The 14488-nt window shown below is 63.3% G+C and carries 16 protein-coding genes; 10 read left to right on the top strand and 6 right to left on the bottom strand.

Translation table 11 applies throughout. The features are described from left to right. Positions 1–60 precede the first annotated feature (60 nt). The 4 genes from FJ946_RS26765 to FJ946_RS30885 form a co-directional block, all read right to left on the bottom strand. On the bottom strand, positions 61–1245 hold the full coding sequence (locus tag FJ946_RS26765) for an MFS transporter (RefSeq protein ID WP_140566955.1): 1185 nt from the start codon (positions 1243–1245) through the stop codon (positions 61–63). Between the two features lie 122 nt (positions 1246–1367). Further along, complete coding sequence (locus tag FJ946_RS26770; RefSeq protein ID WP_140495915.1) at positions 1368–1577, bottom strand: DUF2061 domain-containing protein; 210 nt, start codon at positions 1575–1577, stop codon at positions 1368–1370. 218 nt (positions 1578–1795) lie between these two features. Further along, a complete protein-coding gene (locus tag FJ946_RS26775) occupies positions 1796–3457 on the bottom strand; it encodes a Na/Pi cotransporter family protein (RefSeq protein ID WP_140566952.1) in 1662 nt (553 codons plus the stop codon). Further along, positions 3454–3600: a hypothetical protein gene (locus FJ946_RS30885; protein ID WP_181165210.1), complete on the bottom strand. Its 147-nt coding sequence runs from the start codon at positions 3598–3600 to the stop codon at positions 3454–3456. The genes FJ946_RS26775 and FJ946_RS30885 overlap by 4 nt, the downstream gene beginning before the upstream one ends. A 247-nt stretch (positions 3601–3847) precedes the next feature. Between FJ946_RS30885 and FJ946_RS26780 the strand changes: the two genes are divergently transcribed. The 8 genes from FJ946_RS26780 to FJ946_RS26815 all read left to right on the top strand — a co-directional run bounded on the left by FJ946_RS26780 (position 3848) and on the right by FJ946_RS26815 (position 11384). Beyond that, positions 3848–4243 carry an RcnB family protein gene (locus FJ946_RS26780; protein WP_140495913.1) on the top strand — a complete coding sequence of 132 codons (396 nt, stop codon included), beginning with the start codon at positions 3848–3850 and terminating at the stop codon, positions 4241–4243. Positions 4244–4384: 141 nt separating this feature from the next. After that, on the top strand, positions 4385–6319 hold the full coding sequence (gene dnaG / locus FJ946_RS26785; RefSeq protein ID WP_140566949.1) for a DNA primase: 1935 nt from the start codon (positions 4385–4387) through the stop codon (positions 6317–6319). A gap of 521 nt (positions 6320–6840) precedes the next feature. Continuing rightward, positions 6841–8865, top strand: coding sequence for an RNA polymerase sigma factor RpoD (gene rpoD / locus FJ946_RS26790; protein WP_140495911.1), 2025 nt, complete (start codon positions 6841–6843; stop codon positions 8863–8865). 209 nt (positions 8866–9074) lie between these two features. Beyond that, positions 9075–9368: a GYD domain-containing protein gene (locus tag FJ946_RS26795; RefSeq protein ID WP_140495910.1), complete on the top strand. Its 294-nt coding sequence runs from the start codon at positions 9075–9077 to the stop codon at positions 9366–9368. A 155-nt stretch (positions 9369–9523) separates the two neighbouring features. After that, positions 9524–9745 (top strand): DUF333 domain-containing protein, encoded by a 222-nt coding sequence (locus FJ946_RS26800; RefSeq protein WP_181167697.1) that lies wholly within the window; start codon positions 9524–9526, stop codon positions 9743–9745. Between the two features lie 20 nt (positions 9746–9765). Continuing rightward, positions 9766–10134, top strand: coding sequence for a DCC1-like thiol-disulfide oxidoreductase family protein (locus FJ946_RS26805; RefSeq protein WP_140556197.1), 369 nt, complete (start codon positions 9766–9768; stop codon positions 10132–10134). A 168-nt stretch (positions 10135–10302) separates the two neighbouring features. Continuing rightward, a complete protein-coding gene (locus FJ946_RS26810) occupies positions 10303–10977 on the top strand; it encodes a PadR family transcriptional regulator (RefSeq protein WP_140555979.1) in 675 nt (224 codons plus the stop codon). 113 nt (positions 10978–11090) lie between these two features. Then, positions 11091–11384, top strand: coding sequence for an HlyU family transcriptional regulator (locus tag FJ946_RS26815; protein WP_140495907.1), 294 nt, complete (start codon positions 11091–11093; stop codon positions 11382–11384). 77 nt (positions 11385–11461) lie between these two features. Here the strand turns inward: FJ946_RS26815 and FJ946_RS26820 are convergent, their stop codons facing one another. Next, positions 11462–12664 (bottom strand): MFS transporter, encoded by a 1203-nt coding sequence (locus tag FJ946_RS26820; RefSeq protein ID WP_140566947.1) that lies wholly within the window; start codon positions 12662–12664, stop codon positions 11462–11464. A 147-nt stretch (positions 12665–12811) separates the two neighbouring features. Further along, a complete protein-coding gene (locus FJ946_RS26825; RefSeq protein ID WP_140495905.1) occupies positions 12812–13270 on the bottom strand; it encodes an Lrp/AsnC family transcriptional regulator in 459 nt (152 codons plus the stop codon). Between the two features lie 171 nt (positions 13271–13441). Between FJ946_RS26825 and FJ946_RS26830 the strand changes: the two genes are divergently transcribed. Together FJ946_RS26830 and FJ946_RS26835 are read left to right on the top strand one after the other, a co-directional pair. Further along, positions 13442–14173, top strand: a complete 732-nt coding sequence (locus tag FJ946_RS26830) for an AzlC family ABC transporter permease (protein WP_140566944.1) — start codon at positions 13442–13444, stop codon at positions 14171–14173. After that, on the top strand, positions 14170–14469 hold the full coding sequence (locus FJ946_RS26835; protein WP_140516733.1) for an AzlD family protein: 300 nt from the start codon (positions 14170–14172) through the stop codon (positions 14467–14469). The genes FJ946_RS26830 and FJ946_RS26835 overlap by 4 nt, the downstream gene beginning before the upstream one ends. Positions 14470–14488: the final 19 nt, after the last annotated feature.

Genomic DNA, 14488 nt, shown 5'->3' on the forward strand with positions numbered 1-14488 from the left:
TTGCGCCGGTGGACGCCCGGATCAGGCATGATCGGTGGTGGATGTCCTGACGCGGATAATCTACTCAGCCGCTGCCGTCAGCGGTGGCGTGGCGTTGCTGCGCCACTCCCAGATGTGCGAGGCGAGCGCCACCGCGACGGCGACGAGCATCGCCACAGCGCCAAGCAGCGGCAGGCTGCGATAACCGTAACCGCCATTGAGCATGGCAGCACCGAGCGATGCCGCGAGCGCTATACCGACATTGAAGCCGGATGGGATCAGCGAGGAGGCCAGGTTCGAGGCATCCGCAGTCCAGGACAGGATGCGGGTCTGGATCGGCGTACCGATGGCGAAGTTGAGGCCGCCCCAGATGACGATCGCCACGATCATCGGCACGGGATAGGGGCTGACGGCATAGATCACCGCAAGCGTCACCGCCTGCAGGGCCAGCATGGTGATCAGCGAGGGCATCAGCTTCCAGTCGGCTAGCCTGCCGCCGAGGAAGACGCCAAGCGTGGCGCCGACGCCATTGAGCAAGAGCACCCAGGGCACCAGGTTCTCGTCGAGGCGGGTGATCTCAAGCAATGTCGGGGTGATGTAGGTGAACAGGCCGAACTGGCCGATCATCAGCATCAGCATCAGGATCAGCGAGGTCCAGACCTGCTGGCGGGCAAGCACGCGGACCTCGCGGGCGAGGCCGGCGGGTTTGGCCTGATAGCCTGCGGTGCGCGGCAAAAGGGCTGCCATGGCAAGCGTGGCCGCCACGCCCAATGCGCACATAACCCAGAAGGTCGCGCGCCAGCCCCAGATGTTGCCGATGGCAGTGCCCGCTGGCACGCCGATCACGTTGGAGACAGTGAGGCCCGACAGGATGACGGCCACCGCCATGCCGCGCTGGTCCCCGCGCACCAGCCCGACCGCAACCACCATGGCGACGCCGAAATAAGCGCCATGCGCGACTGCGACGGCAATGCGCAGAAGCAGCATCGAGGTGAAGTCGGGCGCCAGCGCGCAGGCCGCCTGACCGATGGTGAAGGCGACCGCGAGGCCGAGCAGCAAGGTTTTGCGCGGCAAGGACTTGGTGGCAAGTGCCAGAAGCGGACCGCCGATGGCGATGCCGCAGGCATAGCCGGAGACGAGATAGCCCGATGTCGGAACCGAAACGCCAAGCCCTTGCGCCACCTGCGGCAGCACGCCGGCGATGACGAATTCGGTGGTGCCGAAAGCGAAGGCAGCGATGAACAGGGCGATGAGCGGAAGCGACATGGCGGGAATTAAATCCTCGAATGCAGGCCTCAAACCACGGATGCGCGCTGCCGGCAATCCAGAAATTTTTGTCGCCGCTTTAGCTTTTCTTGATCTCCGGGTTCAAAATCTTGACCCCGGGTTCAGAACGGGGTCTTGCGTCCATAAGGAACCTTCAGCCATGCCCGCTCATGAAAATAATAGAGCAGCGACTTGGTGAAGACTTCTGTCACGCCGATGGCGGCCGCCAGCTTGACGCTTCCGGTCACCACCAGCGAGATGATCATCGTATCGATGGTGCCGGTCACGCGCCACGAAAGCGCCTTGGCGAAACTGCGCGAATGGGTGTCCATCGATCTCCTCCGAAAGCTTTGGCTGATATGCCTAGCCCGAGCGATGGAAACGCGGCAATGGCAATTTTGCCGCCGAAGGACCGACGCCATGCAATTCTGCCGCAATACAATTTTTTCGACAGAGTGCGGCGCTCTTCCTTCTGCCCTTGTTTGTTGGGAGGTGGCGTCGCAAAGCGAGGTGGGATGAGGTGTCTCAAAGAAGGGAGAGATGTCGTTGATCAACTCGCCTTCAACCTGGATCCGCCGAGGAGGCCGCGTTCTTCCAGCACGGGATAGGCCATAGATGCCAGCAGCGAGTTGATCTGTTTGAGATCGCGGATGGTGTCGAGGTGGATCGAACTGGTCTCGACGCTTTTGGCAGTGCCTTCGCGCAGCCGCAGGAAATGGCTGGCGCTGGTCTCTTTTTCGGCGTCGCGCAGCCGTTCCTTCTCCAGCACCAATTGGCGAGCCGTCTCGGCATCGCGCGACACCAGCACGTTGAAGGCAAGCCGCGCATTGGCGAGCACCGAAGCGTGGAAGGCGCACAGCTCGCTCCAACCCTCGTCGGTGAATTCCAGTCCACGGTCGAACTTCTTCTTCACATGTACCAGCATGTTGCGCACGATGATGTCGCCGACCTGCTCCAGCTTGACGCAGGCGCCGATCAGTTCCTGGCAGCGCAACGCCTCGTCCTCGGTCAGCGGGTTCTTGGTGACCTTGGCGAGGTAGAGCTTGATCGCCGCGTGCTTGCGGTCGACGCGGTCGTCAAGGGCGGCCAGCGCCTTGATCTTGTCGGCATCGGCGCTCTCGTAGAGCTCGATGATGCGCTTGAGCATGATCTCGACCGTCTCGCAGACCCGCACCACCTCGCGGGTGGCATTGGCCAGCGCCTGGCTCGGCACGTCGAGCGCGCTTTCGTTGAGCGCCGAGAGTTCGACGACGTCGAGCGTGGCGGCTGGCGTCTTGGTGCCGAGCACCACGATCTTCTCCGAGGCGCGGTAGACGAGACCCGCCAGCGGCAGGCCGGCGAGCAGGATCAGCACATTGAACAGGATGTGGGCATTGACGATCTGGTCCGCTGCCGTCGCGCCAAGGAACGCGAAATGCGGCCTGAAGATCATGACCAGGATCAGCATGACCAGCGAGCCAAGCCCGCGCATCAAGAGGTTGCCGATCGGCACGACGCGCACTTCGGGGCCGGAGGAGCGGGTCAGCATGGGCGCGATGATCGACGAACCGAGATTGACGCCCAGGATGAGGACGACGCCGAGTTCGGGCGTGATCAGGCCGCGGCCCGCCAGCGTCGCCATCAACAGGACCGCGGCGATGCTCGATTGGAACAGCCAGGTGATCAGCGCCGCCAGCAGATAGGCGGTGATGGAATCGCCGGAGAAGTAATTGATGATGACCGGCATCAACTGGCTGTTGCGCAGCGGCTCGGATGCCTGACCGATCATTTCCAGCGACAGGATCAAAAGGCCGATGCCGACCAGGATGCGACCGGTCTGGCGCCAGTCGCGCCGCTCGGTGGCCATGAACATGACCGTGCCGGTGATCAGGCAAAGCGGCACCAGCAGCGTGAGATCGAAGGTGAGCAGCTTGACCACGAGAGCCGAACCGATCTCGGCGCCGCGGACGGCCAGTTGCCCGGCCGCGCCCGAGACAATGCCGGAGCCGGCGAAGGAGCCGACCAGCAGCGTGACGGCGGTGGAGCTCTGCAGCGCTATAGCGAGGCCGGTGCCGGCCAGCACCGCCATGACAGGATTGCGCATGGTGGCGCGCAGCTTGTGGCGCAGCACGTCGCCATAGGCGCGCTCGACGCCGGTCTTCACCATGCGCGTGGCAAACAGCATCAGCGCCACGGCGCCGGCCAGATGCAGGAGAACCACGGAGCCGCTCATTGCGGCGCACCGATACGGACAAGGCCGGCGACACGGGCAGCGCGGCGGTCGGGAGAAAGAGGAGGGGTGCGAATCATGATCATGACGTTGGCCGATAATAGCTCGAATATTTTAGCCGGATAATAAAAATTTGTCGATTTCAAGGGCTCTCCGCGCGCGACGGGGCGTGTCGGAGAATGGACGGATGCCGAAATGGTTGCATGAGCCTCGCCGCCTTGACGCGGCGGATCGGCCGGTGCTGCCGCCCGCCCTTCGCCCGGAATTTGCGAGGATGTTCAACCAATCGGCCTAAAGCTTCGGATTCATTACGGAATTGTAATGCTCATGTTCAGTTTCGGTTCATTCTTCGACGGCTATTTCTGCGGCATCGACAACCAAGGAGATTCCTTCATGAAGCGCATTGTTCTTTCCGGTCTTGCTTTCTCGATGCTGGCCGCCACGTCCCTGACGGGCCAGGCCGCACCGCTCAATGCGCCGGTCGCGCCGCAGTCGAACTATACCAATGTCGATTGGCAGAAGCCCACCAACCGGGATGTCAGGAAGCGCGTCATCCAGAAGCGCGTTATCCAGAAGCGTATCATTCAAAAGAAGGTCGTCGTGAAGCGGAACAACTGGCGCAATGGCCAGAAATATTCCGGCTGGCGGCAGCATCAGCCGGTCCGCGATTATGGTCGCTACGGCCTGCATCGTCCTGGCCGTGGCCAGGAATGGATCCGCGTCGGCAACGACTATGTGCTGGTCGGCGCCCTCTCCGGCATCATCTTTGGCGCCATCGCCGCGCAGTAAAGTCCCGATAGTGCCAGACTGGAGGAAGGGCGGCCCGCAACGGCCGCCTTTCCTTTTGCCCTGTGGAAACCGGGCATCGTCAGCATTAGGGGTCGCCGGACTTCGCGGGCATGATTATATGGGGGATAAACGAGTTCCCCGATGCGCTTTCCGCCCGCCTTCCTCGACGAGATACGCGACCGCGTGCCGATTTCGCAGGTCATCGGCCAGCGCGTCGCCTGGGATCGCAAGAAGACCAATGCGTCGCGCGGCGACTATTGGGCCTGCTGCCCGTTTCATGGCGAGAAGAGCCCGTCCTTCCATTGCGAGGACAAGAAGGGCCGCTATCATTGTTTCGGCTGCTCGGTCTCGGGCGATCACTTCAAGTTCCTGACCGAACTTGACGGACTGAGCTTTCCCGAGGCGGTCGAGAAGATCGCAGACATGGCCGGCGTGCCGATGCCGGTTCGCGACATGCAGGAGGAGCGGCGCGAGAAGGAACGCGCCAGCCTTACCGACGTCATGGAAATGGCGACTGCCTTTTTCCAGGAGCGGCTACAGGGCGCGGAGGGCGCCAAAGCCCGTGCGTATCTGCGCGACCGCGGACTGACGCCCGCGACGCAGCATGCGTTCCGGCTGGGCTATGCGCCCGACAGCCGCAATTCGCTGAAGGAGCATCTGGCCGCAAAGGGCGTGCCGAAGGCCGATATCGAGGACTGTGGGCTGGTGCGCCATGGCGACGACATTCCGGTTTCCTATGACTGGTTCCGCGACCGCATCATGTTCCCGATTCCGGATTCGCGCGGCAAGATCATCGCTTTCGGCGGGCGAGCGCTGGCGCCGGATGCGCTCGCCAAATATATGAACTCGCCCGATACCGAGCTCTTCCACAAGGGCAACGTACTCTACAATTTCGCCCGCGCGCGAAAAGCGCTGGCCAAGGGCGGCACGGTCATCGCCGTCGAAGGCTATATGGATGTCATCGCATTGGCGCAGGCCGGCTTCGAGAATGTCGTGGCGCCACTCGGCACGGCGCTTACCGAAAACCAACTCGAACTGTTGTGGCGTATGGCCGCCGAGCCGGTGCTGTGCTTCGACGGCGACAAGGCCGGGCTGAAGGCGGCATGGCGGGCCGCCGACATGGTGCTGCCCGTAGTCCAGGCGGGGCGCACCGCACGCTTCGCGCTGCTGCCGGAAGGCAAGGATCCCGACGACCTGGTCAAGGCGGAGGGGCCGGATGCCTTCCGCGCCGTGCTGGCGGAAGCGCGTCCTCTTGCCGATCTGTTATGGATGCGCGAGACGGCGGGCGGCGTCTTCGACACGCCGGAGCGCCGGGCCGAACTGGAGAAGCGGCTGCGCGAACTGACCAGCCGCATCCGTGATGAAAGCCTGCGATATCACTACCAGCAGGAGATGCGCGAGCGCGTGCTGAACTTCTTCGGTTCTCAGCGCGGAACGCGGCAAGGTCGTCCGGACTGGAAACCGGGGCAGGGCAAGGCGCCCGCTCCCGGCGGACAATTCGCCAAGGCCGGCGGTGGTCGCATCGCCATCACGGAAAGCCTCGGCCAGTCGGCACTGGTCAAGCGCGGCAGCGAAGGCATGTCGGTGCGCGAGGCGACGATCATCGTCGCACTGGTCAACCACCCGGCGCTGATCGACGAGAATTTCGCCCATGTCGAGTTCCTCGATCTCGCCAATTCCGAGCTGAAGCGGCTGCACGGCGCCATCCTCGACGCGATGGCACATGACATGGCCAATCACCGCCACGCCGTGGTGGCGACGATCGAACGCGCCGGCTGCGCCGAGATCTGGGAGCGTGCCGTCGGCCTGATCAGGCGAGCGCGGCAGTGGCCGGCGCTGGAGACGGCAGCGCTCGAGGACGCCCGCGACGCTCTGAACCAGGCGCTGCACTTGCAGCGTAGCGCGCGCACCTTACATAAGGAGCTGAAACAGGCGGAAGCGGCGATGGATGCGGATCCTTCGGACGAGAATTTCCGCCATCTGATCGAAATTCAAGCGCAATTTCGGGATGTACAAGCGACGGAAGCGCTGATCGAAGGTTTCGGTGTTTCGTCGGGCAGGGCTGGTCGGGCCTGAAGCATGGTTCCGAAAAGCGGGACCCGGTTTTCGGGAACGATCATACTCCAGCAGAAGAAAGGCGGAGCTCATTCCGGCCCGAGGGTTGGGACGGGCTCATGCCAGCAAGTGCAGGAATGACGGCGTTGTCATGGATCTTCTAGAGCCGGACCGCGCTAAGTCGGGTAATTGATTCGCTTTTTTCATGCGAATCATGCGAGAGGCGCTTGACCTTCCGGCAGAATGGCGGAATCAGGACGATTCGAAACGTTAACCCGCACCCGCGTCGACGGGAAAAGCAGCGATGTGAGGTCTTGGTCACTGGACAGGCAGCCAGCCTGCCACAGATATCAGGGTTAATCTGGACTTAATGCATGTCGCCCAAAAATGGAAACCGGTTTTGGGCGACGACAGGGCACCAACAAAGAGATGATGCAGTTATTGGCCCGGTGAAGCGCGTTGCAAAAGCGAGCCCAGCCGATTTGACCGGTCCGACAGCTTGCGCGGCCTCGATGTCGGGCCGCTAGGAGAAGATAAAGACTATGGCGACAAAGGAAAAGGAAGAGGTCGAGACCGAACGCGAAGGCGCCACCGATGGCCCTCTGCTCGACCTTTCCGATGATGCTGTCAAGAAGATGATCAAGGCCGCCAAGAAGCGCGGCTATGTCACCATGGACGAGCTGAATTCGGTGCTGCCCTCCGAGGAAGTGACCTCCGAGCAGATCGAGGACACGATGGCGATGCTGTCCGACATGGGCATCAACGTCGTCGAGGACGACGAGCAGGGCGAAGAGGCCGAGGCCGGCGACACCGCGGCGGATGCCGAGGAAGACGCCAACGAGCTGGCCGAGCAGACCGGCACCGCCGTCGCCGCCACAACCACGAAGAAAGAGCCGACCGACCGCACCGACGATCCGGTGCGCATGTACCTGCGCGAAATGGGTTCGGTCGAGTTGTTGTCGCGCGAGGGCGAAATCGCCATCGCCAAGCGCATCGAGGCCGGCCGCGAGACGATGATCGCGGGCCTGTGCGAAAGCCCGCTGACCTTCCAGGCCATCATCATCTGGCGCGACGAGCTCAACGAATCCAAGATCCTGCTGCGTGAGATCATCGACCTCGAAGCCACCTATGCCGGCCCCGAGGCCAAGCAGGCGCCGGTGGTGGAGCGCGTCGAGGAAGCGCCCAAGGTCGAGGAAAAGCCGCGCCGCGGACGCGACGATGAAGACGACATCACCAATGTCGGCGCCGACACGCGCGGCATCGGAGATGACGACGAGGAGGACGAGGACGAGGCCAGCCTGTCGCTGGCGGCAATGGAAGCCGAGCTGCGCCCGCAGGTCATGGAAACGCTCGACGTCATCGCCGACACCTACAAGAAGCTGCGCAAGCTGCAGGATCAGCAGGTCGAGAACCGGCTGGCCGCGGCCGGCACGCTGTCGCCCAGCCAGGACCGCCGCTTGAAGGAGCTGAAGGATCAGCTCATCAAGGCGGTGAAGTCGCTGTCGCTCAACACGGCGCGCATCGAGGCGCTGGTCGAGCAGCTCTACGACATCAACAAGCGCCTGGTGCAGAACGAGGGCAAGCTTCTGCGTCTCGCCGAAAGCTATGGCGTGCGCCGCGAGGAGTTCCTGAAGGAATATCAGGGCTCCGAGCTCGACCCGAACTGGACGCGCTCAATTGCCAATCTGACCTCGCGCGGCTGGAAGGAGTTCACCAAGAACGAGAAGGACGCGATCAGGGACCTGCGCGCCGAGATCCAGAATCTGGCCACGGAAACGGCCATCTCGATCCTGGAATTCCGCAAGATCGTCAACCAGGTGCAGAAGGGCGAGCGCGAAGCGGCTATCGCCAAGAAGGAAATGGTCGAGGCCAATCTGCGCCTCGTCATCTCCATCGCCAAGAAATACACCAATCGCGGCCTGCAGTTCCTCGACCTGATCCAGGAAGGCAATATCGGCCTGATGAAGGCCGTCGACAAATTCGAGTATCGCCGCGGCTACAAGTTCTCGACCTACGCGACATGGTGGATCAGGCAGGCGATCACGCGTTCGATCGCCGACCAGGCGCGCACCATCCGCATTCCGGTGCATATGATCGAGACGATCAACAAGATCGTGCGCACCTCGCGCCAGATGCTGCACGAGATCGGCCGCGAGCCGACGCCGGAGGAACTGGCCGAGAAGCTCGCAATGCCGCTCGAAAAAGTGCGCAAGGTGCTGAAGATCGCCAAGGAGCCGATCTCGCTCGAAACGCCGGTCGGCGACGAGGAGGATTCGCATCTGGGCGACTTCATCGAGGACAAGATGGCGATCCTGCCGATCGACGCGGCGATCCAGGCCAATCTGCGCGAGACCACCACGCGCGTTCTGGCCTCGCTGACGCCGCGCGAGGAGCGCGTGCTGCGCATGCGCTTCGGCATCGGCATGAACACCGACCATACGCTCGAGGAAGTCGGCCAGCAGTTCTCGGTCACCCGCGAGCGTATCCGCCAGATCGAAGCCAAGGCGTTGCGCAAGCTCAAGCACCCGAGCCGCTCGCGCAAGCTGAGAAGCTTCCTGGATAGCTGAGGCCTACCGATTGCGAAGAGATCAAGGGCGCCCATCGTGGCGCCCTTTTTCTTTGGCGCTCGCCATTGCGGCACGCGCCCTTAGGGAGGATAATTTCGTGTCGGATGCATTTTTCTGGGCGACAGCCCGGGAAGCCCGCCCCGGTCGAGGCCGTGTCGACATCGCCATGGCCTGAGCACCGTGCTCCGTGGCCCCGGAGGAGGCGTGCCATGACGACTTACATCATGCTGATGAACTGGACCGAGCAGGGCGCGAAGAACGTGCGCGAATCCCCCAAGCGCCTCGATGCCGCCAAGACGCAACTGGGCGAGATGGGGGGATCGTTCAAGTCGTTCTACCTGACCATGGGGGAATTCGACATGGTGGCGGTGGTCGAAGCGCCCGACGATGCGGTGCTGGCGCGTTTCGCGCTGATGCTGGCCGCGGGCGGCAACGTCAAGTCACGGACCCTGAAGGCTTTCCCGGAGCTTGCTTACCGCGAGATCATCTCGTCGCTTGGATGATGCAAATCGGGACGTTCCGGAGCCGATGAGCAGGTGCCGGGCTCGATGGCTCCTTGCGGCAAGACAGTGCGCTTCATCGTGATAGAATGCAGCCAGCGGAGATCGCGATGAAGACAGTTTCGATATTGGCTATCAGCCTTGCCGCGTAGTCGTCGATGCCGATCGATGCCGACACTGCCCCGCAAAAACCGGTCGGCATGTCCAATCCCGCATCGGTTCATTGCGGAGAGATCGGCGGGCGCCTGGTGATCAAGAAGGACAAGGCCGGCAATGAATATGGATTTTGCCGGCTGTCCCACCAGCGCCTATGCGAAGAATGGGCGCTGTTTCGCGACAACAAATGCGTAGGGCCGAAGATGGCGATGGGCCTGAAGTGATCGATAGCAGAACCAGGCCCTTGCTGACCGTCTGGTACAACACGCGCTGCCCGGTCTGCGATGCCGGCATTACCAGGCAGAAGCGGCGGCTGATCGAGGTGGTCAAGGCCGGGCGGATCGAATTTCGCGACATCAATCATGAACCGGAAGCACTGGCCGGATTTGGCGCTTCGCTGGAAGACATCCGCCGCCGGCTGCACGCGACCGATGCTCAGGGCAGGCTACTGGTCGGCGCCGATGTCGCCATCGCCGTGTGGGCGCTGACGCCGGGCGAGGGCTGGCTGGCAAAGTTGCTCGGCAACGCCCTTACCCTGCCGCTCGCTCGCTTCGGCTACGACCGCTTCGCCGACCTGCTCTATGCCTGGAACCGGCGCAACGGCCGCTGGTAGCGCCGGCTACTCCAATCATGATGAACGCATGTTCGAGCGCGACCGACGGATCGGCGTCCGACAGATGCTGTTCGCTTCCGGCCCGATACATCGTAAGATATGTCTTGACTCCATGCTGGCGTGCGCCTAGCTAAGATATATCGTAAGATAGAACTCAAGGAGCAATCAATGCACAGACACAATCATTTTGGCGATCGCGCCGAGCGCGTCTTCATGCACATGGCCGGCAAATTTGGCGGCAGAGGCGGGGGCGGCGGCTTTGGCCCGTTCGGCCATGGCAGGGGCGGCGGACGCGGCGGCCCGGGCGACATGTTCCGCGCCGGGCGCATGCTGGCCGACGGCGACCTCAAGCTGATCACGCTGTCGCTGCTGGCCGAGGCGCCACGCCATGGCTATGACATCATCAAGGCCTTGGAGGAGCGCACCAGCGGCATCTACAGCCCGAGCCCGGGCGTGGTCTACCCGACGCTGACCTTCCTGGAAGAGGCAGGCTATGCCGTGTCCTCTAGCGAAGGCAACAAGAAGGTGTTTTCGATCACCGAGGCCGGGCAGGCGCATCTTGCCGACAACCGTGAGATGATCGACGGCGTGCTAGACCATCTCGAGCGCTTCGGCCGCAAGATGGCCAAGGCGCGCGACTGGTTCGGCTGGAACGACGATAGCGAGGATCGGCGCGACGGCCGAGGCGGCCGTTCGGAAAAGCGCGACGAATTCCGTGCGCTGCGCCACCGGCTGCGCGCCGCGCTGAGCGACATCGTCGATGCGCCGGCGGACAAGCAGGCCGAGGCGATGAGCATCCTCGAAGACGCCGCCGCGGCGCTCGAAGCGCTGTCGCGCAAATAACCCGGCTTCGGTCCAACCGGCACGGCCCTTGCCCGTTCAGGCAAGGAGCGATAGTGAAATTCATCCCGCGCCACATTATGTGGTGCGGGATGAATGCTGTTGGAGGAAGTCCGATGTCTTTTCTGAAGCGTCTTTTCGGCGGAGGCGGTGATGAAGCGGCCGAGCCAAAGAGCGCCGCACCGGCCAAGCAGGTCGAGCACAAGGGTTTCACGATCAGCGCCACGCCCTACAAGGCCGATGGCCAGTACCAGACCTGCGGCGTCGTCTCCAAGGATGTCGACGGCGTCCTGAAGGAACACAGATTCATCCGCGCCGACCGCTTCGCCGGGTTGGACGATGCCGTCGACATCTCGATCAAGAAGGGCATCCAGCTCGTCGACGAGCAGGGCGAGCGGATGTTCGGGTAGGCGCCGACGAACAGCTCAAGAATTCGACAGACCCGAGGGCCGGCCCAAATCCTGGGCCGGCCCTTTCGTTTGCTCCGCTATGCCGGCTGCAACGCTCTGCGCGGCAGTGGCGGGAAGGCGATGGCGATGCCCGCCGCACCCAGCCCGATGAGGGCCGAACCGATGAACAGCCAATGGTAGTTGGCGTAGGCGTCGAACACCATGCCGCCGGCGAGCGGGCCGAGCGCCATGCCGAGGCTGGACAGCATGGTGGCGGCGCCGAACACGGTGCCCAGGATGCGCTGGCCGAAATATTCGCGCGCCAGCACTGCGTAGAGGGGCATGACGCCGCCATAGGTGGCGCCGAAGACGACGGCCAGCATGTAGAACTGGCCGAGCTGACTGATCGAGAGATAGGCGGCGATCACCACGGCCTGGATCAACAAGCCGGCGATCAGCACCGGCTTGACGCCAAGCCTGTCGGCGAGCACGCCGTAGAGCAGACGCCCGCCAAGCCCGGCAAGGCCCTCGACGCTGTAGATCGAGACGGCGGCCATGGGCGCCACGCCGCACAGCATGGCATAGCTGACCATGTGGAAAATCGGCCCCGAATGCGCCGCGCAGCAGGCGAAGAAGGTGAGCCCCAGCACGATGAATTGCGGCGAGCGCAGCGCTTGGCCGACGCTCAGGCCGGCGCCCTCGGCAACCGGCGAGGAGCCAGTGACGGTCACGACAGGCTTCGGTGGCTGGCGCACCAGAAGCACCGCCGGCAGGAGCAGCACCCAAGCCATGATGCCGATGTCGAACATGGCGGTGCGCCATTCATAGGCCGAGATCAGCCAGCGGGCGAAGGGCGAGATCGTCATCGGCGCGACGCCCATGCCGGCCGAGACCAGCGACACGGCAAGGGCGCGATTGGTGTCGAACCAGCCTGTTGTAAGCGCGATCATCGGTGCGAAGAAGGCGCTGGCCGCGAGCCCGACGAGCACGCCAAAGGTGATCTGGAAGGTGACAAGCGAGCCCGCGCGGCTGGCCAGCACCAAGGCCAGGCCGAGAAGCAACGCGCCGATCGTGACGACGATGCGGGCGCCGAAGCGGTCCGACAACGCGCCCCAGACGAAGCCGCCAAGGCCCATAACCAGGAAATTGAGCGTCATCGCGCTCGATATGCCGGCGCGTGACCAACCGGTATCGAGCGCCATCGGCTCGAGGAAGATCGCCAGCGAAAACATCGTGCCGATGGCGACACAGGACATCAGCGCGCCGGCCGCGACAATGACCCAACGATAGGAAAGGTTCATGGTTTTCTCCCATGCCGTAAGGCATTCGTTGTGCGGCACGGCCTGACCTGGCCTGCCGCTTGCGTCCGAAGGACGCCGGCGCCGGCACCAATCCTACAATCCGGTTGCATTTTTTATCCAGTCTGAGATGAGGCCATTTCCCGGCGCCTAGATCGGCAGTTCCGATGTGTATTTGATGGTCTGGCTGGGAACGTCGGTCTTGACGTTCTGCACGCCCTTGATGCGGCTGAGATGTTCCGACTGGAAGCGGCGGTAGTCGTCGATGCCGGCCGCCACCACGCGCACCATGGCGTCGCAGTCGCCGAGCATCAGATAACATTCCATCACCTGCGGCAGCTTGGCCACTTCGGTGGCGAAATGCTCGATCGTGTCTTCGTCCTGCGCTTTCAGCCAGATGCGGGTGAAGAAGGTCAGGCCCTTGCCGATGCGGGCCGGATTGAGCACTGCGACGTAGCGGTCGATGACGCCGGCCTCCTCCAGGAGCTTGACGCGGCGCAGGCACGGGGACGGCGACAGGCCGACTTCAGCGGCCAGCTCATTGTTGGCCATGCGCCCATCGCGCTGCAGCGCCCGCAGGATGCGCCTGTCGATCTCGTCAAGTTTCATGGCTCTAAATTCCGTTTCTCTGGTGATTAATGGTACAAGATGCCAAAATTTGATGAAAGACAACAATCTTCGCAACCAAATTGCGAGGCCTGGCGGCTATGGTCGCCCTGACATCAGCGACATCCAACGGAACCGGCAGAGGCGGCCGCGCGGCGCGGCCGGAGGAAGATCATGAGCATTGCGAGATCGGCGGCGGGCGGCGGATTGAACTCCGAGTTCCGGCGGGGCGTGGCCTCCTGCGCGCCCGTGCTGTTCGGCACCATCCCTTATGCGCTGGTGCTTGGTGCACAGGCCACACAGAGAGGGCTCAGCACCGCAGAACTGTCGCTGCTGACGGGACTGAACTTCGCTGGCGGCTCGGAATTCGCGGCGATTCAGCTGTGGACGTCGCCGCCGCATGTCCTACTCATCGTCGCCATCACCTTCCTGGTCAACAGCCGCCATCTCCTGATGGGGGCGGCACTGGCGCCGTTCCTGCGCGACCTGCCGCGGCGCAAGGTGTTTTCCGCGCTGTTCTTCATGTGCGACGAAAGCTGGGCGCTCGGCCTGGCCGACGCCAAACGGCGCGCCGCCGACGGCGTCGCGCCGGCCTTCAGCCGGCGCTACTATATGGGCGCGGCACTGGCGATGTACCTGACCTGGGTGGCCTTCACCACAATTGGCGCCTTGCTCGGCCCGGTGCTGGGCGACGCCGAGACCTACGGCTTCGACATGGCGTTCGCGGCCGTCTTCCTGGTACTGCTGCGCGGCATGTGGAAGGATGTTGCCGCTGCGCGGCCGTGGCTGGTCAGTCTGATCATCGCGGCGCTGACCTACCTTTTCGTTCCCGGCGCCTGGTATGTAGCGGCGGGCGCGCTGGCGGGGCTGGTCTCGGCCTGGCTGTTGTCGAGGGATGAGGCATGATCGACGCGCAGACGGCTCTCACCATCGTGTTGATGGCTGGTGTCACGTACCTCAGCCGCGTCGGCGGCTATGTCGTGCTGCGCAATCGGGTGCTCAGCGCGCGGGCAACGGCCGTGATGGAGGCGGCGCCCGGCTGCGTGCTGATCTCGGTGATCGCGCCTGCCTTCGTATCGAAAAACCCGGCTGATCTTCTGGCCCTGGCCGCCACGCTGATTGCCGCCACGCGATTTTCAATGCTGCCGACCGTGCTGATCGGGGTCGCTTCGGCGGGACTGCTGCGGCACATCATTGGATAGGCCAAAAAGGCAGGCGCGG

Origin of the sequence: Mesorhizobium sp. B2-4-7 (assembly GCF_006442685.1) — a bacterium.
Classification (GTDB): domain Bacteria; phylum Pseudomonadota; class Alphaproteobacteria; order Rhizobiales; family Rhizobiaceae; genus Mesorhizobium.